Below are 20829 nucleotides of genomic sequence, written 5' to 3' on the forward strand. Positions count from 1 at the left end.
GAGGGTTTTTGCGAGGTTTGAGCGTTCTGTGCTGCTGCTCGGCAGGTGCCTGTGCAACAAAAAACCCCTCGTGCCATAAGGCAAGCGAGGGGAGCGCGTCGGTATGGGTCGCGGGAGTCCGGGTCGGTCCGGACGTCACCAGCTTCAGCCGACGCGCTTTCCAAGTACGAGAATTCGGGTGCGCATGGCACTGACCTTCCCTCCGGCGCGCACTCACTGTCAAGTGGGTGGGACGGGAGTCTCATTATGTGAGCGGAGGGCCGTGCCACCACTCAGGACGGCCGGCAGCCCGGAGGCGACGCCGCCGGCGACCTGGCCGGAAGCGGGGCTGCCGACACCCTTGGTGAACACCCCGGCACCGCCGCCCGCGAAGGCCGGTTCGGCCGGTCCGTGCGGCACCGGGTAGTGGCCGGTTCCGAGCGCCCGGCGCAGCCGGTACTCGTCCAGCGCCCCGGAGAACGCCATGCCCTGTCCGTGCGTGCAGCCCATCGCGCGCAGGGCGACGATCTGCTCGGGCAGGTCGACGCCGTCGGCCACCGACTTCAGCCCGAGGTCGGTGGCGATGCGCAGCAGACCACTGGTGATCTTGTGCAGCCGCGCCGACTCCACGACGCCCTCGATCAGCCCGCGGTCCAGCTTGAGGACGTCCACGGGCAGGCGCCGCAGCGCGGTGATCGCCGCGTAGCCGCTGCCGAAGCCGTCCAGCGCGATCCGGACACCGACCCTGCGCAGGGCGTTCAGCCGGCGGTCCAGCTCGTCGAGGCCGACCCGTGGGTCGATGTCCGACAGCTCGATCACAAGAGAGCCCGGGGGCAGTCCGTGGCGGGTCAGCAGGGCCTCCACGGAACCCAGCGGCATGGAGCGGTCCAGCAGGCGGCGGGCGCCGATGCGTATGGCCACGGTCACCGGCAACCCGGCCGCCGCGCGTTCGGCGGCCTGTTCGACGGCCTCGCGGAGCACCCAGCGGTCCAGTTCGGCCGTTCTGTCGCCGTCGTCGGACACCCGCAGGAACTCGGCGGGGGTGAACAGCACGCCCTGCGAGGAGCGCCACCGCGCCTGGGCGCAGACCGACGTGATCCGGCCGTCCGTCAGGGAGACCACCGGCTGGTGCAGCAGCGCGAACTCCCCGTCGTGCAGCGCGGCGCGCAACCGGGTGGCCAACTCGGCCTTGCGTACGACGTCCTGCTGCATCTGCGGCCGGTACAGCTCGACGCGTCCCTTGCCGCCCGCCTTGGCCCGGTACATGGCGAGGTCGGCGTTGCGCAGCAGCTCACCCGCGCCCAGGCCCGGTTCGGCGAAGGCGACGCCGATGGAGGCGTTGACACGGACCTCGTTGCCGTCGATGAGGTAGGGCTGGGAGAGCGTCAGCCTGAGCCGGTCGGCCAGCTCCCGGATGTGGCCCTCGCGGGCGGCCCGGTCCCGCGCGCCGTCCCCGACGATCAGGGCCGCGAACTCGTCGCCGCCCAGTCTGGAGGCGGTGTCCCCCTTGCGGACGGCCTCGTGGAGTCTGCGGGCGGCCTGGACGAGCAGCTCGTCCCCAGCCTGGTGCCCGATGGTGTCGTTGACGCCCTTGAAGCCGTCCAGGTCGATGAAGAGCACCGCCGTACCGCGCAGCGCGGCGCCCCGGTCGGAGGCGCGGCGGCCGGAGAGGGCCTGCTGGACCCGCCGGGTGAACAGGGCGCGGTTGGGCAGGTCGGTGAGCGGGTCGTGTTCGGCGTTGTGCTGGAGCTGCGCCTGCAGGCGCACTCTTTCGGTGACGTCGCGGCTGTTGAAGATAAGGCCGCCGTGGTGCCGGTTGACGGTCGACTCGACGTTGAGCCAGCCTCCCTCCCCGGAACGGAAGCGGCACTCGATGCGCGTGGTGGGTTCCTCGACCGGGCTGGCGGCCAGGAACCGGCGTACCTCGTGCACCACGCAGCCGAGGTCCTCGGGGTGGATGAGCCCGGCCAGTTCGCTGCCTACCAACTCCTCCGCGGGGCGCCCGTAGACGCCGGCGGCGGCCGGGGAGACGTAGCGGAGGATGCCGTTGGGCGCGGCGATCATGATGACGTCGCTCGAGCCCTGGACCAGGGAGCGGAAGTGGTTCTCCTTCTGGGCCAGTTCCTGGGTGAGGACGATGTTGTCGAGCAGCATGATGCCCTGCCGGACGACGAGCGCGAGCACCACGGTGCCGCCGGTCAGCAGCACCACGCGGTCGACACTGCGGCCGTTGAGCACGTTGTAGAGGATGCCCAGGGTGCAGACGGCGGCCGCGAGGTACGGGGTGAGCGCGGCCAGGGACCCGGCGATGGGGCGGGCGGTCGGATAGCGGCCCCGTTCGCCGCCCTGTCCGGGTCCGGGCAGAGAGGTGGGCGTGGTCGGCGGCACGGAGGGGGGCGTGGGCTGGTGACCGGTGCCGCGCTGGCCGGGCACGTGTTCGCGCACCACTCGGGTGTGCCCGCCGGAGCCCTGCTCGTCCGCCGCCGGCCGCCCGCGCCGGGAGGCGGCCCAGGGCGCGTAGGCGAGCAGCAGGGAGCCGGCGAACCAGCCCGCGTCGAGCAACTGTCCGGAGCGGTAGCTGTTGTGCAGCAGCGGTGAGGTGAACAGGGCGTCGCACATCACCGTCAGGGCGAGCGCGCCGATGGCCGTGTTGACGGCGGATCTGCAGACGGGCGACCGCCTGAAGTGCAGGGCGAGCACCATGCTGACCAGGGCGATGTCGAGCAGCGGGTACGCCACGGAGAGCGCGGAGTGCGCCACGCTCGACCCGCCCTCGGCCTTCGCCGCCTGCGCGAGCGCCAGGCTCCAGGCCAGGGTCAGCAGCGAACCGCCGATCAGCCACGCGTCCAGCCCCAGGCAGATCCAGCCGGCCTTGGTCACCGGCCGTTTGGCCAGCACAAGGAGTCCCACGATGGCGGGCGGGGCGAAGCACAGGAAGAACAGGTCCGCGTAGCTGGGAGTGGGCACCGGCGCCCGCAGTACGACCTCGTACCACCCCCAGACCAGGTTGCCCAGGGACGCCATCGCCGAGGAGAGGGCGAAGAGCAGCCAGGCCGGTCGAAAGCGGACGCGGCGCCCGCGGGCGTAGAGGAAGCAGGAGACGGCGGCGGCTGCCGCGGCGGCGCTCAGCCCGAAGTCGCCCATGATCTTGGCGACGTACTGGGAGCCCCAGCCGAGCGCGGCACCGACGGCGTAGGCCGCGCAGACCAGGGCCAGCACGAGCTGGCGGACGAGGGGCGTCGCGCCGGCGGCGGCCGACGACCGGGGCAGCAGCGGCCCGGGCGAGGCCTGGCCGCGCAGCGTTCCGTCCAGCGTGGGCACAGGGGGCGGACTCACCGCGGCCTCCCGGTCCGCACCGCTCCCGCGTCCCGCGCACACCCGCACCGGTGGGCCGGCCGCTCCTGCCTTCTGCGCTCGCCCGGCCGGCGCGGGTGGGGGCAGCGCCGGCCGGGGTGGCTGTGCCGACCCCGTTCGCGCGCGGCCGTGGTCGTCGTGCGCCAGGGTCGCCGGCGGCGGCTCCGCCGCGTCGGATCGTTGGTCCATAGGCCGTGCATCGCCCGTCGCCCCCCTCACAGTCTGAGATGTCCATCCCCGGCGCCGTGCGGTGCGCGGCGCATCCCCTGTCGGACGATACACCAGTATCGTCACTCAGGGACATAGGTTCTCTACGCTCCGTGACGACCAGCGGATATGCGCGCACCCACCGCATCCGGGGGATCGCGGAGGGTGCCCGAACCGGATCACGCGCCCGTCGTCAGGATCACGTTGCGCAGCGGCTCCCGGTTCACGAAACGGGTCAGCTGGTCCACCAGCAGCCGCTTGGCGCGCGGCAGGAAGGCGGAGGTCGGGCCGCCTGCGTGCGGGCTGACGACTATGCCGGGAGCATGCCAGAGGGGGTGGCCCGGCGGCAGCGGTTCGGGGTCGGTCACGTCGAGGGCCGCGGTGAGGCGTCCGCTCTCCAGTTCGGCGAGCAACGCCTTCGTGTCCACGACCGGTCCGCGCGCCACGTTGACGAGCAGGGCGCCGTCCTTCATGCGGGCCAGGAACTCGGCGTCGGCCAGGCCGCGGGTGGCCTCGGTGAGCGGTGTGGACAGGATGACGACGTCCGCCTGCGGGAGCAGGGCGGGGAGTTCGGTGAGCGGGTGCACGGGGCCGCGCTCCGTGGTGCGGGCGGAGCGCGCGACGCGCACGACCGGCGCGACCTCGAACGGCACGAGCCGGTCCTCGATCGCGGCGCCGATCGCCCCGTACCCGACGATGAGCACCGTCCGGTCCGCGAGCGCGGGCCGGAACCCTCCGCCCAGCCACTCGCCGCGGTCCTGCGCCCGCACGAAGTCCGGGATGCCGCGCAGCGAGGCCAGGATCAGAGTCAGGGTCAGCTCCGCGGTGCTGGCCTCGTGCACGCCGCGCGCGTTGCACAGCCGTACACCCGCGGGCAGGTGCTTCAGCCCGGGCTCGACGTGGTCGATGCCGGCGGAGAGGGTCTGGACGACCTGGACGGAGCGCATCCCGGGCAGCGGGCGTACGCCGATCCCGCTGGGCTTCACGTAGGGGACGACGTAGTACGCGCAGTCGGCCGGGTCGGCGGGATAGGTCTCCTCGCCGTCCCAGTGGCGGTAGGCGGGGCCCTCGGGGAGGCCCTCGATCTCGTCCGGGGGGATGGGCAGCCACACGTCAGCAGTCATGGTCAGGAGGCTATGTCAGGGGGCGAAGGGACAGAGGTTAGGTTGGGTGACCTGACGAGGGAGGGTCACGACCGGTGGAGCGCAGGACGATCGGCGCGACGGCACTCGCGGTGGGGGCCGTCGGACTGGGGTGCATGCCGATGAACTGGGCGTACAGCGCCTCGCGGCAGCGGGGCGACGAGTCGCTCAGGGCCGTGCACCGGGCCCTCGACCTCGGCGTCTCCCTGCTGGACACGGCGGACATGTACGGCCCGTTCACCAACGAGCTGCTGCTGGGGCGGGCGTTGAAGGAGCGGCGGTCCGATGCCTTCGTGTCGACCAAGGTCGGTCTGCTGGTGGGCGAGCAGCACATCGTGGCCAACGGCCGCCCCGGCTATGTGAAACGTGCCTGCGACGCGTCCCTGCGCCGGCTCCAGACGGACGTCATCGACCTCTACCAACTGCACCGCGCCGACCCCGAGATACCCGTCGAGGAGACCTGGGGCGCGATGGCGGAGCTGGTGCGGGCCGGCAAGGTGCGGGCGCTCGGGCTCTGCGCGGTCGGCGCGCGGTCCGCCCGGCGCCCGGGGGCGCGGCTGCACGACGCGACGATCCGCCAACTGGAGCGGGTGCAGCAGGTCTTCCCGGTGAGCGCGGTCGAGGCCGAGCTGTCGGTGTGGTCGCCGGAGGCGCTGCGGACCCTGCTGCCGTGGTGCGTCTCGCGCGGCGTCGGTTTCCTGGCCGCGATGCCGCTGGGCAACGGCTACCTGACCGGCACGCTGACGCCGGGCCAGGGCTTCGAACCGGAGGACCTGCGGGCCCGGCACCCCCGCTTCACCGCCGAGATGATGGCCGCCAACCAGCCGATCGTGGCCACGCTGCGCCGGATCGCGGCCCGGCACGGCGACGGGGTCACCGCGGCGCAGGTGGCGCTGGCCTGGGTGCTGGCGCAGGGGCGGCACGTGGTGCCGGTGCCGGGGACCAAGCAGGAGCGCTGGGTGACGCAGAACGCGGGTGCGGCACGGCTGCGGCTGACCGAGCGGGATCTGGCGGAGCTGCGGGTGCTGCCGCCGGCGCAGGGTTCGTGGGAGTGACGGGCGGGGTCGTCCGCCGCCCGGCTCTCTGCCGGATTCGGGATTCGGCGATCGGGAACCTGGACAGCTCCAGCGGTGTATGACAGGGAGAACCCGCCGCGTCGAAGGGACCAAGATCGTGCAACGTCGAGCCGTGCCGGCCGTGCTGACCGCCGCTCTCCTGCTGACGGCCGGCTGCTCCTCCGACTCCTCCGACGGTACGGCCCCGTCGGGCGCGGACGGCAGCACCTCCCCCACCAGTACGGCGGCGCAGTCCTCGCCCCCGGGATCGCCCACCGAGGAGGCACCGCCCGCGAAGGGCTCCGTGAAGGTGCTCCGTACGGTCGCCACCGGGCTGAACAGCCCCTGGGGTCTGGCCCCGCTGCCGGGCGGTGACCTGCTGGTCTCCTCCCGCGACGAGGCCACGGTCACACGCGTCGACGCGAAGACGGGCGAGAAGACGGAGCTGGGCGAGGTGCCCGGGGTGTCCGCGTCCGGCGAGGGCGGCCTCCTCGGCATCGCCCTCTCCCCCGACTACGCCTCGGACCACATGATCTACGCGTACTTCACCTCGGCCTCCGACAACCGCATCGTGCGCATGCTGTACGACGAGAAGAAGCCGTCGGGCGAGCAGCTCGGCGCGCCGGACACGGTCTTCCGGGGCATCCCCAAGGGTGTGATCCACAACGGCGGGCGGATCGCGTTCGGCCCCGACAAGATGCTCTACGCGGGCACCGGCGAGAGCGGTGACACGGGCCTGTCGCAGGACAGGAAGTCCCTCGGCGGCAAGATCCTGCGGATGACACCGGACGGCGAACCGGCGCCCGGCAACCCCTTCCCCGACTCCCCCGTGTACTCGTACGGCCACCGGAACGTGCAGGGGCTGGCCTGGGACGGCAAGCAGCGGCTGTTCGCCTCGGAGTTCGGTCAGGACACCTGGGACGAGCTGAACGCGATCAAGCCGGGTGACAACTACGGCTGGCCCGAGGCGGAGGGCAAGGGCGGGGGCTCCAAGTTCCACGATCCGGTCGCGCAGTGGAGCACCGACGAGGCCTCCCCCAGCGGCATCGCCTACGCCGAGGGCTCCGTGTGGATGGCGGGGCTGCGCGGTGAGCGGCTGTGGCGGATCCCGCTCAAGGGCACGGAGGCCGCGGCCGACCCGCAGGCCTTCCTGGAGGGCGAGTACGGCCGGCTGCGCACGGTGGCCCCGGCCGGCGGCGACAAGCTGTGGCTGGTGACCAGCAACACGGACGGCCGCGGCGACGCGAAGGGCGACGACGACCGGATCCTGGAGCTGGAGGTGAAGTAGGCGCCGCCTACTCGTCCCCCGGAGGCGGCGCCTGCGGGGCCTGCCGGGCCTCCTCCTCGTCGGAACGCGGCGGGTGGACGACGACCTTGCCCGAGCTGAGGTCTATCGGGCCGTGACCGGGGTCGCCGTCGCCTATGTCCTCGCGGGTCAGTTCGAGGCGGTTCTGCTCGTCGCGGGTGTGTTTGCGGCCGGGGGAGAACAGTTCCTCGAATGCGTTGAACATCGTGCCTCCGTCGGTCGGCGTCCCTTACAGCGTAAGCCTCACTCCGTCGAACGGGCCGTGAGCCGGTCGGCGGGGAACAGCGCCAGCCGGTGGGCCACCGCCGCCGCCTCGCCGCGGCCGGAGACGCCGAGCTTGGCCAGGATGTTGGACACGTGGACGCTGGCCGTCTTGGGCGAGATGAAGAGTTCCTCGGCTATCTGGCGGTTGGTGCGGCCCTCGGAGACCAGCCGCAGCACGTCGCGCTCCCGGCCGGTGAGGCCGAGGGCGTCGGCCGGGTCGGCGGGCGGGGGCGCGGACCCGGGGGCCGGTTCGGTGGCGCGGCCGAGGGTGAGGCGGGCGCGCCGGCCGAGCCGGGCGACGGCGTCGGACAGGGGGCGCGCGCCGAGGTGGTCGGCGACGGTGCGGGCCAGGCGCAGCAGCTCCGTGGCGCGGGCGCGCTCGTCCTCGCCGCCGGTCGCCAGGAGGGCGCCGGCCAGCCGGTGCCGGACGCGGGCGAGGTCGTAGGGGCGCTCCAGGCATTCGAAGGCGGTGACCGCCTCCGACCAGAGCTGCGGGGTGTCGCGGCCCCGGGCGCGGTGGAGTTCGGCCCGGACCCACCGCTCGTGGGCGACCCACACCGGGGCGCCCGTCGTCAGGTGCTTCGCGGCCTCGGCGAGGCGCTCGAGGATGGCGGCGCGGCCCTCTTCGGCGGCCGGCAGGGCGCGCGCGTCGGCCTCCGCCGCGGCGGCGGACAGCAACAGGGGCCAGCCGTAGCGCTGGGTGCCGGGCGGGAAGCCCCCGTCCAGGACGCGGACGAGTTCGGCGCGGGCGTCCGGGAGGCGGCCCTCGGCCGCGGCGATGCCGACGGTGAGGGCGGCCAGCGGCAGTTGGTACTGCGGCATGGGGTCGTGGGTGCCGTAGACGGCGCGGGCCTCGGCGAGCAGCCGGGCGGCCTCGGCCTGTTCGCCGCGGGCGAGGGCGACGGCGGCGCGTTTGAGTGCGGCGCCACCGCGTGGTGCGGGGCTGCGGCCCGGTGCTCCGGCCCGGTCCGCCGCTTCGAGGGCCTCGTCCCAGCGGCCCAGGGAGATGAGCGACTCGGCGAGGTTGCCCCAGACCCAGGCCTCGGGCTCCAGCAGGCCCATCCGCCGGGTGAGGTCGACGCCCTCGCGCAGGATGCCGAGCGCGTCCCGCGAGCGGCCGACGCTTTCCAGGACGGAGGGCAGGTTGACGTGGCTGCGGGCCACCACGGTGGACCGGTCCTGCGCCACCACCAGGTCTCTGACCTGGAACATCTCGGCCAGTCCCGCGTCGATCTGCCCCGCGTCCACCATCAGGCCGCCGAGGGTGAGCCGGGCGTTGAGCTCGATCTCCTCGGCGCCCACCATGCGCGCGTACTCGACGGCCCGTTCGGCCGCGGTCATCGCGTCGGGGCCGGGGCAGTGGAGCATCGACCAGTTGGCGGACATGGCCAGCACCTCGGCGTGCACCTGGGAGGGCGGCAGGCCGCGGACCAGTTCCTGGGCGATGCCCAGCTCCCGCCAGCCGTCGCCGCGGCCCTGCGCCTGGACCAGCAGCGAGCGCTGGGTCCAGAACCAGGCGGCGCGCTGCGGGTCCCGGCCGCTCGCGCCCGCCCCGGCGACCGAGTCCTGCTCGTCCTCCAGCAGGCGCAGCGCCCGCTTGGTGATCTTCATGGCGCGCTCCCGCTCCCCGCACAGCCGCCCGGCGACGGCCGCCTCGGCCATCAGGTCCAGGTAGCGCAGGGGTGTGGTGGCGGGGTCGCAGCCGCTGGGGGTCCCCCCACGCCGTTCAGGCAGTGGGGGAGGGTAGGCCTCGGTGCAGTCGACGGGGCGCAGGGTGGCGCGTACGTCGTCGGGGGCGGAGTCCCACAGCTCCATCGCGCGCTCCAGCAACCGCAACTGCTCGGAGTAGGCGTGCCGGCGGCGGGCCTCGACGGAGGCGTCCAGGACGGCCGGCAGGGCCTTGGCCGGGTCGTGGGCGTGGTACCAGTAGCTGGCCAGGCGCATCACGCGCTCGGCGGCCGGCACCAGCGTGGGATCGGCGTCCAGGGCCTCGGCGTAGCGCCGGTTGAGGCGGGAGCGTTCGCCGGGGAGCAGGTCGTCGCCGACGGCCTCGCGGACCAGGGAGTGGCGGAAGCGGTAGCCGTCGCCCTCGGGCGCGGGGAGCAGGATGTTGGCGTTCACCGCGGAGCGCAGCGCCTCGATGAGGTCGTCCTCGGCGAGCCGGGCGACGGCGGCGAGCAGCCGGTACTCGACGGTGGAGCCGCCCTCGGCGACGATCCGGGCCACCCGCTGGGCGCTCTCCGGCAGGGCTTCGACGCGGACCAGGAGCAGGTCGCGCAGGGAGTCGGTGAGGCCGGTGCGGCTGCCCTCGTGGGCGGCGACGGCGAGTTCCTCGACGAAGAAGGCGTTGCCGTCGGAACGTTCGAAGATCGCGTCGACCTGGAGCGGGTCGGGCTCGTGGGCGAGGATCCCGGCGATCTGGCGGCCCACCTCGTCGCGGGTGAAGCGGCCGAGTTCGAGTCGGCGGACGGTGCGCAGCCGGTCGAGCTCGGCGAGCAGGGGGCGCAGCGGGTGGCGGCGGTGGATGTCGTCGGAGCGGTAGGTGGCGAGGACGACGAGGCGGCCGGTGCGCAGGGTGCGGAAGAGGTAGGCGATCAGGTGGCGGGTGGAGGCGTCGGCCCAGTGCAGGTCCTCCAGGACGAGGACGACGGTGTGCCGGGCTGCGACGCGCTCCAGCAGGCGGGCGGTGAGTTCGAAGAGCCGCGCCATGCTCTCCTCGTCGTGCCGGCCGCCGCCGGTGACCGGGGCGCCCTCGCCCAGTTCGGGCAGCAGCCGGGCCAGCTCCTCCTCCTGCCCGGCGGCCGCGGCGGCCAGCTCTTCGGGCAGGTGACGGCGCAGGGCGCGCAGGGCGGTGGAGAAGGGCGCGAAGGGCAGCCCGTCGGCACCGATCTCGACGCAGCCGCCCAGTGCGACGACGGCGCCCCGCCGGCTCGCGGCGTCGGCGAACTCCTCGACGAGGCGGGTCTTGCCGACGCCGGCCTCGCCGCCGAGCAGCAGGGCCTGCGGCTCTCCCCCGGCGGCGGACGCCCGGGCGGCGTCGCCGCCGGCGCGGGCGAGCGCGTCGTTCAACGTGTCCAGTTCGCCGGTACGGCCGACGAACACGGGACTGACGGACCTGGTCTCCACGGACCCGAGCATCGCACGCGGGTACGACAGCGGGTCACCGGTTTTCGGCAGGTGGACGGTGACGGGAACGACGGCGGGGAGGGAGGCCGTGCGGCCTCCCTCCCCGGCTCCCCCGTTCACGCGACCCGGGCGAACCAGGGCCGGCGCTGCCGCGGCGTATGGCTCTCCGCCTCGGCGCCGCCGTGCCGGGCCTGGCGGCGGGCGGCGCGGCGGGCCCGGATCACCTCGCGGGCCAGCCGGGCCTCGTCGGCGCGGCGCATCAGCTCGGCGGAGCGGTACTGCTGGATCTCGTACTCGTACATGGTGTGTCCCTCGGTCCCTCGGTCGTCGGTGAGCCGTTTTCGGCTTCCCGGTCGGGCCTCGCTCGCTCGCTGCTTGCTGCTTGCTGCTCGCTTGCGATGCCTCAACCTTCGTCTCCCAGGGGGTGGGCCACATCGGGTAAGTTCCGCATCTTCGGCGCCGCGTGGGGCCTTAGACGTGCGTGAGGGGTCTTAGGGCGCGCGCCATAGGCGTGCGGTTGCCCTAAGACCCCTCGAAAATGCCTGGTCAGCCGGTGGAGGGCAGTCCCAGCAGGACGTCCGTGTACTTCAGGACGGCCAGGAGCAGGCCGATGACGCCGAGGGCGACGCCCGCCCAGGCGACCGACTTGATCCACGGGGCCTGCGGGCGGCCGGGCGCGCCGAACGCGGGGCGGGCCAGCACGACGACGCCGACGATCAGCGCGACCAGGGCGAAGACGCCGCCCCACATCGCGGTGGCCTGCCAGGCGTTGCCGTAGCCCTTCTCGATCAGCGTGCCGACGTTCGACGACGAGGACGTCTCCAGCTGGCCCATCAGCGACTCGCGCGCGGAGGCCACGGTGCCGACCCAGCTGCCGGTCAGGGAGACGATGCCCAGGCCGGCGGAGACGACGGCGCCCGCGCCCTGGCCTACGCCGGTCGGGCCGGCCTCGGTCCCGTCGGTGCCGTCGGTCTTGTCCGTGACGTCGCCGTCCATGGGCGTGTCGGTGCCGTCGGGGGCGTCGGTCTCGGCCTTCTCGGCGCTCTCGGCCACCTCAGTGGTTTCAGCGGTCTCGGCGGCCTCGGTCGCCTCGTCCGTCCTGTGCTCGTCGGTCTTCACGCCGGTCTCGTCCACTGTCTTCGTTCCCATGCCTCGCACCGTACGGACGCTGTCTGAGAGGTCCCTTAATGATCCGTTTGAGCGGCACGCGCGCGTGCCTCACGTGCCGCACGCCACTCGGGTGCGAGCACGGCCCACACCTCCATGTCCTGGCGCGTGCCCAGGTAGGGGAAGCTCTCGCGCAGCAGACCCTCACGCATCATGCCGAGTCGCCGCGCGGCGTTGACACTCGGGGTGTTCGCCGACGAGGCGTACCACTCCACGCGGTGCATGCCGCGCTCGTCGAAGGCCCAGTCGATCAGCACGCGGGCGCCGCGGGTGACCAGGCCGCGGCCCGTCCCGGCGGGCTCCAGCCAGCAGCCGATCTCGCAGACGCCGGTGGCGGCGTCGAAGACCCGGTAGAGCAGGCCGCCGACGAGCTTGCCGTCCAGCCACAGCCCGTGCAGGAAGCCGGTGTCGGCGGCGTGCCGGTCGGCGTAGGCCTGGAGGACCTCGCGCGCGGAGTCGACGTCGGTGGCCTTCGCCCCGAAGGGGATGTGCTCGGTGATGAACTCCCTGCCACGGTCCAGGTGGGCCAGGAACTCCTCGGCGTGCCAGGTCTCCAGGGGGCGCAGTTCGGCTCCGTCGTCACCCAGTGGTATCGCGTACATTCCGCTGCCGTTCCTCCTCCGCAAGGACGTCCGCCACTTCGGCGTCCGTCACCGCGGCCAGCCTCTCATGGGCCGCCCGGCACTCGGGCGGCTCGATGCTGATGCGCGGCAGGAGGGCGTCCAGGCGGCGAGGCAGCCACCAGTTGGCCCGGCCGAGCAGGTGCATCAGGGCGGGCACCAGGAGGGTGCGCAGGACGAAGGCGTCCAGGGCGACGGCGGCGGCGAGCGCGATGCCGAACATGGCGATCACCCTCTCGCCGCTGAGGACGAAGGCGAGGAAGACCGAGATCATGATGACGGCGGCGGAGTTGATCACGCGGCCGGTCTCGGCCAGTCCGACCCGGACGGCACGGCGGTTGTCGCCGGTCTCCAGCCACTCCTCGTACATCCGGCTGACCAGGAAGACCTGGTAGTCCATGGAGAGTCCGAAGAGCACCGAGACCATGATCACGGGCAGGAAGGGTTCGATCGGTCCGGCGCTGCCGAGGCCGAGGAGTTCGCTCCCCCAGCCCCACTGGAAGATCGCCACGACCACGCCGAAGGCGGCGGCCACCGCGGCCACGTTCATGGCGGCGGCCTTGAGGGGGATGCCGACGGACCGGAAGGCCAGCAGGAGCAGCAGGCAGCCGAGGCCGATGACGACACCGACGAAGAGGGGCAGCTTGCCGACGATGACGTCGGCGAAGTCGTCGTAGCCGGCCGTCACACCGCCCACGTGCACGTCGAGCGCGGTACCGGCCTCGGCACGCGGCAGCACCTCGGAACGCAGCCGCTCGACGAGGTCGCTGGTGTCCTCGGACTGCGGTGCCGACTCGGGTACGACGGTGAGGTAGGCGGCGTCGCCGCCGGAGTTGTACATCACCGGGGTCACCGAGGAGACGCCCTCGGTGGTGCGCAGGGTGGCGTCGAGGTTGTCCAGGGCGAGGCGGTCCTCGGCGCCGCGGACCTCGGTGACCAGGGTGAGCGGGCCGTTGACACCGGGGCCGAAGCCGTCGGCGAGGAGGTCGTAGGCCTGGCGGGTGGTGGTGCCCTTGGGGTCGTTGCCCTGGTCGGAGATGCCCAGGCGCAGGCCGAGGGTGGGCAGGGCGAGGACGGTGATGACGACGAGGGCGAGGGCGCCGAGCAGCTTCGGCCGGCGCTCGACGAAGGCCGACCAGCGGGCGGCGAACCCGGTCGGCACCTCGGGCTCGGGACCGTGCTCGGCGAGCCTGCGTCGCTCGCGCCGGCTCAGAGCGCGCGGGCCGATGTACGACAGCAGGGCCGGCAGCAGCGTCACGGAGGCCGCGACGGTGAGGATCACGGTCAGCGAGGCGGCGACCGCGACGCCGTTGAGGAAGCTCAGCCGCAGGATCAGCATGCCCAGCAGGGCGATGCAAACGGTGGCACCCGCGAACACGACGGCGCGTCCGGTGGTCGCCACGGCGTCGGCGGCGGCCTCCGCCACGGACAGGCCCCGCTTCAGTCCGCGCCGGTGTCTGGTGACGATGAACAGGGCGTAGTCGATGCCCACGCCGAGTCCGATGAGGGTGCCCAGCATGGGCGCGAAGTCGGCGACGGTCATGGCGTGGCCGAGGAGGGTGATGCCGGCGTAGGCGGTGCCGACGGAGACCAGCGCGGTGGCGATGGGCAGCAGCGCCGCGGCGACGGAACCGAAGGCGAGGAAGAGGACGACCGCGGCCACGGCCACGCCGACGGCCTCGGCGAGGTGGCTGCCGCCGGACTCGGTGAGCGCTATGGCGCCGCCGCCCAGTTCGACGCGGAGTCCGTCGGTCTCGGCCGCCTCGGCGGTGTCGACCACGGCCCGCGCCTGGCCCGCGTCGATGTCCTGGGAGGCGTCCTCGAAGGTGACGACGGCGTATGCGGTGTCGGCGTTCTCGCTGATCAGGGGCGAGTCGGGGTCGTCGTACGGATTGGTGACCGCGGCCACCCCGGGCAGGTCCGCGACGCGGTCCAGGGTGCGGGTCATGGCCTGTTCGACGTCGGCGGCGCGGACGGTGCCGGACGTGGTGTGCCAGACGATCGTGTCGCTGTCGCCACCGAGGTCGGGGAAGCGGGATTCGAGCAGCCGGGAGGCGCGGTCGGAGCCGGTGCCGGGGATGCCGTAGTCGTTGGAGTACGCGGAGCCGGCGACCACGGCGGCCGTGGCGACGCCGCCGAAGGCGAGCAGCCAGAACAGGACGGCTACGAGGCGACGTTGAACACACCAGCGTGCGAGGGCTGCCACGAACGTGCTCCCAGGGGTGTCTGATTGTGGATCTTTGACCGGGAACACCCGTAAAGCCGGGAACACCGGGAACGGTCGTCCATGGTGTGAACGGCCCGCAAAGAACGCATGAGCAATGCGGAATCACTCTTGCAGGCAGAAGTGATCCTTTGCGGACTTAGTGGCCTTATTCACAACAACGGCCCTGGGGGGACGCGCCACGGTCGGCGTGTCCCCCCAGGGCTCGTGGTGTACCGGGTCTCAGCCCTCGGTGACGCCCAGCTTCTCCAGGATCAGCTCCTTGACGCGGGCCGCGTCCGCCTGACCCCGGGTCGCCTTCATGACCGCGCCCACCAGGGCGCCGGCCGCGGCCACCTTGCCGCCGCGGATCTTGTCCGCGACGCCCGGGTTGCCGGCGATGGCGTCGTCGACCGCGGCGGTCAGCGCGCCCTCGTCGGAGACGACCTTCAGGCCGCGCTTGTCGACGACCTCGTCCGGCGTGCCCTCGCCGGCGAGGACGCCGAGGATGACCTGGCGGGCCAGCTTGTCGTTCAGCTCGCCCTTCGTCACCAGTTCGGCGACGCGGGCGACCTGGACCGGCGTGATCGCCAGCTCGTCGAGCGCCTTGCCCGACTCGTTGGCGCTGCGGGCCAGCTCGCCCATCCACCACTTGCGGGCGGAGGCCGCGTCGGCACCGGCGTCGATCGTGGCGACGATCGGGTCGAGGGCTCCGGCGTTGAGGATGGACTGCATGTCGTTGCCGGAGATGCCCCACTCCTCGCGGAGCCGGTTGCGGCGCACCAGCGGCAGCTCGGGCAGGGCGGACCGGATCTCCTCGACCCACTCGCGCGAGGGGGCCACGGGCACCAGGTCGGGCTCCGGGAAGTACCGGTAGTCCTCGGCCTCCTCCTTCACGCGGCCCGAGGTGGTGGACCCCGTGTCCTCGTGGAAGTGGCGGGTCTCCTGGATGATCGTGCCGCCGTCGTTCAGCACGGCGGCGTGCCGCTGGATCTCGAAGCGGGCGGCACGCTCGACGGAGCGCAGCGAGTTGACGTTCTTGGTCTCGCTGCGGGTGCCGAACTTCTCCCGGCCGTGCGGGCGCAGCGACAGGTTCACGTCGCAGCGCATCTGGCCCATCTCCATGCGGGCCTCGGACACGCCGAGGGCACGGATGAGTTCGCGCAGTTCACGCACGTAGGCGCGGGCGACCTCGGGGGCGCGCTCGCCCGCTCCCTCGATCGGCTTGGTGACGATCTCGATGAGCGGGATGCCGGCGCGGTTGTAGTCGAGCAGGGAGTGCGAGGCGCCGTGGATACGGCCCGTCGCGCCGCCGACGTGCAGCGACTTGCCGGTGTCCTCCTCCATGTGGGCGCGCTCGATCTGGACGCGGAAGGTCTCCCCGTCCTCCAGCTGCACGTCGAGGTAGCCGTCGAAGGCGATCGGCTCGTCGTACTGGGAGGTCTGGAAGTTCTTCGGCATGTCCGGATAGAAGTAGTTCTTCCGGGCGAAGCGGCACCACTCGGCGATCTCGCAGTTCAGCGCGAGACCGATCTTGATGGCCGACTCGACGCCGGTCGCGTTGACGACCGGGAGCGCGCCGGGCATGCCGAGGCAGACGGGGCAGGTCTGGGTGTTGGGGTCGGCACCGAGCGCGGTCGAACAGCCGCAGAACATCTTGGTGTGGGTGCCGAGTTCGACATGGACCTCGAGGCCCATGACGGGGTCGTACGACGCGAGTGCGTCCTCGTACGACACCAGGTCGGTCGTGGTGGTCACGGTGAAACTTCCCTCTCAGCCCAGCAGGACGTCGTCGTCGCCGAGGCGCTTCAGCTCGCGGTAGAGGATGGCGAGGCCGGTGACGATGGCGGCGGCGGACACGGCCGCGTCGACCAGGCGGAGCGTGTCGCTCTCGGCCCGGGCGAGCTTGGCCTGCTTGGCGACGCTGAGCGCGCCGAACGCGGTGGTGGCCATGGACAGGTACAGGCCGTTCTTGGACTTCTTGAAGCCCTTGGCCTTCGACAGCTTGCTCACAGCGACGGAGCCTCCTCCAGCAGCGGGTGGCCCCACTTTTCCACGAAGGCGGCCTCGACGGCGGCGCCGACCTTGTAGAGCCGGTCGTCCTTCATGGCGGGGGCGATGATCTGCAGACCCACCGGCAGGTTGTCCTCGGGCGCGAGGCCGCAGGGCAGCGACATGGCCGCGTTGCCCGCCAGGTTGGTGGGGATGGTGCACAGGTCGGCCAGGTACATCGCCATCGGGTCGTCGGCGCGCTCGCCGATCGCGAAGGCGGTGGTCGGGGTCGTCGGGGAGACGATCACGTCGACCTGCTCGAAGGCCCGCTCGAACTCCTGCTTGATGAGGGTGCGGACCTTCTGGGCGCTGCCGTAGTACGCGTCGTAGTACCCGCTCGACAGGGCGTACGTGCCGAGCATGATGCGGCGCTTGACCTCGGGGCCGAAGCCGGCCTCGCGGGTCAGGGAGGTGACCTCCTCGGCGGAGTGCGTGCCGTCGTCACCGACGCGCGCGCCGTAGCGCAGGCCGTCGAAGCGGGCGAGGTTGGAGGAGCACTCGGACGGCGCGATCAGGTAGTACGCGGAGAGCGCGAGGTCGAAGGACGGGCAGTCCAGCTCGACGATCTCGGCGCCCAGCGACTTCAGCAGCTCGACGGACTCGTCGAAGCGCTGGACGACACCGGCCTGGTAGCCCTCGCCGCGGAACTGCTTGACTACGCCGACCCGCATGCCGTCGACGCTGCCGTTGCGGGCGGCCTCGACGACGGCCGGGACCGGGGCGTCGATGGAGGTGGAGTCCATCGGGTCGTGCCCGGCGATCACCTCGTGCAGCAGGGCCGCGTCCAGGACCGTGCGGGCGCAGGGGCCGCCCTGGTCGAGGGAGGAGGAGAAGGCCACCATGCCGTAGCGGGAGACGCCGCCGTACGTCGGCTTGACGCCGACCGTGCCGGTGACGGCCGCGGGCTGGCGGATGGAGCCACCGGTGTCGGTGCCGATGGCCAGCGGCGCCTGGAAGGCCGCGAGGGCGGCGGAGGAGCCGCCGCCGGAACCGCCGGGGATCTTGGTGAGGTCCCAGGGGTTGCCGGTCGGGCCGTAGGCGCTGTTCTCGGTGGAGGACCCCATGGCGAACTCGTCCATGTTGGTCTTGCCGAGGATGACGACGTCGGCGGCCTTCAGGCGCTTGGTGACGGTCGCGTCGTACGGCGGGACCCAGCCCTCGAGGATCTTCGAGCCGACGGTGGTGGGGATGCCCTCGGTGGTGAAGATGTCCTTGAGCGCGAGAGGGACGCCGGCCAGCGGGCCGAGCTTCTCGCCGCGCTCGCGCTTGGCGTCGACCTCGCGGGCCTGGGCCAGCGCGCCCTCGCGGTCCACGTGCAGGAAGGCGTGCACCTTCTCGTCGACGGACTCGATGCGGGCCAGGTGGGCCTCGGTGACCTGGACGGCGGTCAGCTCGCCGGAGGCGATCTTCGCGGCGATCTCGGCCGCGGTGAGCTTGATGATGTCGCTCATGGCGGTTACTCCTCCCCCAGGATCTGCGGCACCTTGAAACGCTGCTGCTCCTGGGCCGGGGCGCCGGAGAGCGCCTGCTCGGGCGTGAGCGACGGACGGACCTCGTCCGGCCGCATGACGTTCGTCAGCGGGAGCGGGTGCGAGGTCGGCGGTACGTCTTGGTCGGCGACCTCGCTGACGCGGGCGACCGCGCCGATGATGTCGTCCAGCTGTCCCGCGAAGTGCTCGAGCTCTTCGGGCTTCAGCTCCAGACGCGCCAGCCGGGCGAGGTGGGCGACCTCCTCGCGCGTGATGCCAGGCATGCAGCGTTCCTCTGGGTGAGTGTGTGGTCGGGGCACATCGGGCGGGGCAAGGCGCTTGTCCCGGTCGATTCGGCCCAGTCGGTTTGGCCCAATCCTATGGGGCCGGGCCCCGTGGCCGTTAAACGGTTTCCCCCGGGGCGGCTCCGCGGCGCCGCGCGGCGCCGGACGAGGAGGCCGGCGCCGCCAGGGGGTGTCGTCCGGATCAGGCCGGCTCCAGGGCGACGGTGCCCACGACCGCGGCAGGATCCGGTCGGGGCCCCCTGGGCCGAGTCACTCGTCGGACGCCGCCGCGGGCAGTGCGGCGGCGGCCCGCACCCAGCCCCTGGAACCCCGGGCGAGCAGCCAGGCCGTGGTCTCCTCCGGCGGCATCGCGGCCGCGACCAGCCAGCCCTGTACGGCGTCGCAGCCCAGGTCGCGCAGGCGCTCCCAGGTCTCGTCGTCCTCCACGCCCTCGGCGACGACGAGCAGTCCGAGGGAGTGGGCGAGGTCGACGGTGCAGCGCACGATCTCGGCGTCCTCGTTGTCGATGGCCAGCCGGGCCACGAACGAGCGGTCGATCTTCAGCTCGCTGACGGGGAGCCTGCGCAGGTGGACGAGGGAGGAGTACCCGGTGCCGAAGTCGTCGAGGGACATCTTGACGCCGTGCCCGGTCAGCGCGTTGAGGGTGTCGGCCGCGCGCTGCGGGTCCTCCAGGAGGACGTGCTCCGTGATCTCCAGTTGGAGCGCTCCCGCGGGAACGCCGTGCCGGGCGAGCCGGGCCGCCACCGAGCCCGCGAACCCGGGGGTGTGCACGTCGCGCGGGGAGACGTTGACCGCGACCGGCACGAACAGGCCCTGGGATCGCCACCGGGCGACCTGTCCGAGCGCCGTCTCCAGCACGTACTCGGTGAGGTGCGGCATCAGCCCGGAGGACTCGGCGATCGCTATGAACTCGTCCGGCGGCACCTTGCCGCGCTCGGGGTGCACCCAGCGCACCAGGGCCTCCAGGCCCGCCACCTGTCCGTCGAAGCGGACCTTGGGCTGGTAGTGCAGCTCGACTTCGTGGGCGTCCAGGGCCCGGCGCAGGTCGCCGAGGAGGCCGAGCCGGTCCGGTGTGTTGGAGTCCCGCTTGGACTCGTAGACCTCCACCCCGGTGCGGTCCCGCTTCGCCTGGTACATCGCGACGTCCGCGCGGCGCAGCAGTCCCTCGGCGTCCAGCGCGTGGTCGGGGAAGACGGCGACGCCGGCGCTGGCCTCCAGGACCAGGGTGAGCCCGTCCAGGTCCATCGGTGAACTGAGCTCGGCCACCAGGCCCCGGGCGATCCGGGTCGCCGACGTGGTGGAGTCGGCGACGGGCAGTAAGACGGCGAACTCGTCACCGCCGAGCCGCGCGGCCTCCGCCCCGCGCGGCAGGGCCTGCCGCAGCCGGTCGGCGGTCTGGAGCAGCAGCCGGTCGCCGGCGAGGTGTCCGAGTGTGTCGTTGACCGACCGGAAACGGTCGAGGTCGATCAGCATCAGGGCGGCGCGGGCGCCGATGCGCTCGGCGTCGTCCAGTGCGGTCCAGGTGCGCTCCAGGAGCCACTGCCGGTTGGGCAGGCCGGTGAGCGGGTCGCGCAACTGCTCCTCGGCGCGGGCGCGGGCGATCCACAGCGTGGAGTCGAGGGCGATGAGCGGGATGGCGAACAGCGGCAGCAGCAGCGGCTTGGCGACGGCGACGACGCAGACCAGCGGGGCGATGCCGAGCAGGGCGACGGCGACCAGGCCCTGTCTGACCAGGGCGGTGCGGGCGACGGTGGGGAGCCCGGGGCGCGGGGTCTGCAGGTACCACAGCAGGGCGCGGGTGACGGCGAGGTAGGCGACGGCGACGAGCGCCACCTTGAGCGCCGCGTACACGCCCCAGGTGTCGGGGTCCCAGGGGTGCTCGACGGACGGTACGGAGCCGCAGACGCCGAGGAGCAGGGCGCCCGCGGCGATGCCGAGGATGTCCACCGCGCCGTGCAGGACGCCCTGCCGCCAGGGGCCCCGGCGGGCTATGCCGACCAGGACGACGACGGTGAGGCTGACCATGCCGGCCGGAATCCAGCCGTACAGCAGCAGGACGGCGAGGGTGAGGGCGGCGCCCGAGCCGGTGCCGCCCCACCAGCGGGAGCGGCCGAGCATGACCAGGTGGCCGACGACGATGCCGGCCAGCACGGCCAGGGACCAGCCGACGGTCCCGGACGGGAAGAGGGCGTGGCCGTCGCTGAAGGCCCGGTAGAAGCCGGCGCCCAGGACGAAGGCGGCGGTAGCGACGATCGCCGCGGGCAACGCGGGCCAGGACAGGTGCCGTTCGGCGTCCTGGTCGGCCGGGCCGTGGGTGTGTCCGGGGATGTGGCCGGCGGCCTGCGGCACACGGGTGCCCGTCGCGGGATGCGGGACGCCACCATCGCGTTGCCCGAGCCACCGGCTCACGTGCCACGCGCCCGCCATGCGACGCAGGCTCAGCCGTGAGCCCGCGGCGGCGCTCTCGGTCGGTTCCATTCCCGTCCCTCTCACAGCCGGCGGTGCCCACGCCACGCGGCCCCCGCCTCGACCACCTTCAACGGCTCCGCGTTGGAGACCCCTTCCCCTGTCACTCGGGGC

15 protein-coding genes are annotated in these 20829 nt (G+C 72.8%); 2 read left to right on the forward strand and 13 right to left on the reverse strand.

Annotated features, from left to right (window positions below; genetic code table 11):
* Positions 1-219: 219 nt before the first annotated feature.
* Both ABS735_RS29260 and ABS735_RS29265 read right to left on the reverse strand, forming a co-directional pair.
* Positions 220-3315: a putative bifunctional diguanylate cyclase/phosphodiesterase gene (locus ABS735_RS29260; protein ID WP_373904449.1), complete on the reverse strand. Its 3096-nt coding sequence runs from the start codon at positions 3313-3315 to the stop codon at positions 220-222.
* 404 nt (positions 3316-3719) lie between these two features.
* On the reverse strand, positions 3720-4664 hold the full coding sequence (locus ABS735_RS29265; RefSeq protein WP_373904450.1) for a 2-hydroxyacid dehydrogenase: 945 nt from the start codon (positions 4662-4664) through the stop codon (positions 3720-3722).
* A 74-nt stretch (positions 4665-4738) separates the two neighbouring features.
* Between ABS735_RS29265 and ABS735_RS29270 the strand changes: the two genes are divergently transcribed.
* Both ABS735_RS29270 and ABS735_RS29275 read left to right on the forward strand, forming a co-directional pair.
* Positions 4739-5737, forward strand: a complete 999-nt coding sequence (locus tag ABS735_RS29270; RefSeq protein WP_373904451.1) for an aldo/keto reductase — start codon at positions 4739-4741, stop codon at positions 5735-5737.
* Positions 5738-5816: 79 nt separating this feature from the next.
* Positions 5817-7025, forward strand: coding sequence for a PQQ-dependent sugar dehydrogenase (locus ABS735_RS29275; RefSeq protein WP_373904452.1), 1209 nt, complete (start codon positions 5817-5819; stop codon positions 7023-7025).
* 7 nt (positions 7026-7032) lie between these two features.
* Here the strand turns inward: ABS735_RS29275 and ABS735_RS29280 are convergent, their stop codons facing one another.
* The 11 genes from ABS735_RS29280 to rmdB all read right to left on the reverse strand — a co-directional run bounded on the left by ABS735_RS29280 (position 7033) and on the right by rmdB (position 20727).
* Positions 7033-7248 carry a DUF6191 domain-containing protein gene (locus ABS735_RS29280; RefSeq protein ID WP_373904453.1) on the reverse strand — a complete coding sequence of 72 codons (216 nt, stop codon included), beginning with the start codon at positions 7246-7248 and terminating at the stop codon, positions 7033-7035.
* 38 nt (positions 7249-7286) lie between these two features.
* The gene (locus ABS735_RS29285) at positions 7287-10445 is read right to left on the reverse strand and encodes a helix-turn-helix transcriptional regulator (protein WP_373904454.1); all 3159 of its coding nucleotides are present in this window, start codon (positions 10443-10445) and stop codon (positions 7287-7289) included.
* 104 nt (positions 10446-10549) lie between these two features.
* On the reverse strand, positions 10550-10735 hold the full coding sequence (locus tag ABS735_RS29290) for a hypothetical protein (protein ID WP_373904455.1): 186 nt from the start codon (positions 10733-10735) through the stop codon (positions 10550-10552).
* Between the two features lie 244 nt (positions 10736-10979).
* Entirely contained in the window at positions 10980-11582 is a 603-nt protein-coding gene (locus tag ABS735_RS29295) for a hypothetical protein (protein ID WP_373904456.1), read from the reverse strand.
* A gap of 35 nt (positions 11583-11617) precedes the next feature.
* Positions 11618-12202, reverse strand: a complete 585-nt coding sequence (locus ABS735_RS29300; protein ID WP_373904457.1) for a GNAT family N-acetyltransferase — start codon at positions 12200-12202, stop codon at positions 11618-11620.
* A complete protein-coding gene (locus tag ABS735_RS29305; RefSeq protein WP_373904458.1) occupies positions 12180-14426 on the reverse strand; it encodes an MMPL family transporter in 2247 nt (748 codons plus the stop codon). The genes ABS735_RS29300 and ABS735_RS29305 overlap by 23 nt, the downstream gene beginning before the upstream one ends.
* 240 nt (positions 14427-14666) lie before the next feature.
* Positions 14667-16181 (reverse strand): Asp-tRNA(Asn)/Glu-tRNA(Gln) amidotransferase subunit GatB, encoded by a 1515-nt coding sequence (gatB, locus tag ABS735_RS29310; RefSeq protein WP_373904459.1) that lies wholly within the window; start codon positions 16179-16181, stop codon positions 14667-14669.
* Between the two features lie 15 nt (positions 16182-16196).
* Positions 16197-16436: a hypothetical protein gene (locus ABS735_RS29315; RefSeq protein ID WP_166002421.1), complete on the reverse strand. Its 240-nt coding sequence runs from the start codon at positions 16434-16436 to the stop codon at positions 16197-16199.
* The gene (gene gatA, locus ABS735_RS29320; protein WP_373904460.1) at positions 16433-17926 is read right to left on the reverse strand and encodes an Asp-tRNA(Asn)/Glu-tRNA(Gln) amidotransferase subunit GatA; all 1494 of its coding nucleotides are present in this window, start codon (positions 17924-17926) and stop codon (positions 16433-16435) included. The genes ABS735_RS29315 and gatA overlap by 4 nt, the downstream gene beginning before the upstream one ends.
* Before the next feature lie 5 nt (positions 17927-17931).
* Entirely contained in the window at positions 17932-18228 is a 297-nt protein-coding gene (gene gatC / locus ABS735_RS29325) for an Asp-tRNA(Asn)/Glu-tRNA(Gln) amidotransferase subunit GatC (protein WP_003973500.1), read from the reverse strand.
* Between the two features lie 270 nt (positions 18229-18498).
* Positions 18499-20727 carry a cyclic Di-GMP phosphodiesterase RmdB gene (gene rmdB, locus ABS735_RS29330; protein ID WP_373904461.1) on the reverse strand — a complete coding sequence of 743 codons (2229 nt, stop codon included), beginning with the start codon at positions 20725-20727 and terminating at the stop codon, positions 18499-18501.
* Between the last annotated feature and the right edge of the window lie 102 nt (positions 20728-20829).

It is taken from the genome of Streptomyces sp. MMCC 100, assembly GCF_041538145.2.
GTDB lineage: Bacteria > Actinomycetota > Actinomycetes > Streptomycetales > Streptomycetaceae > Streptomyces.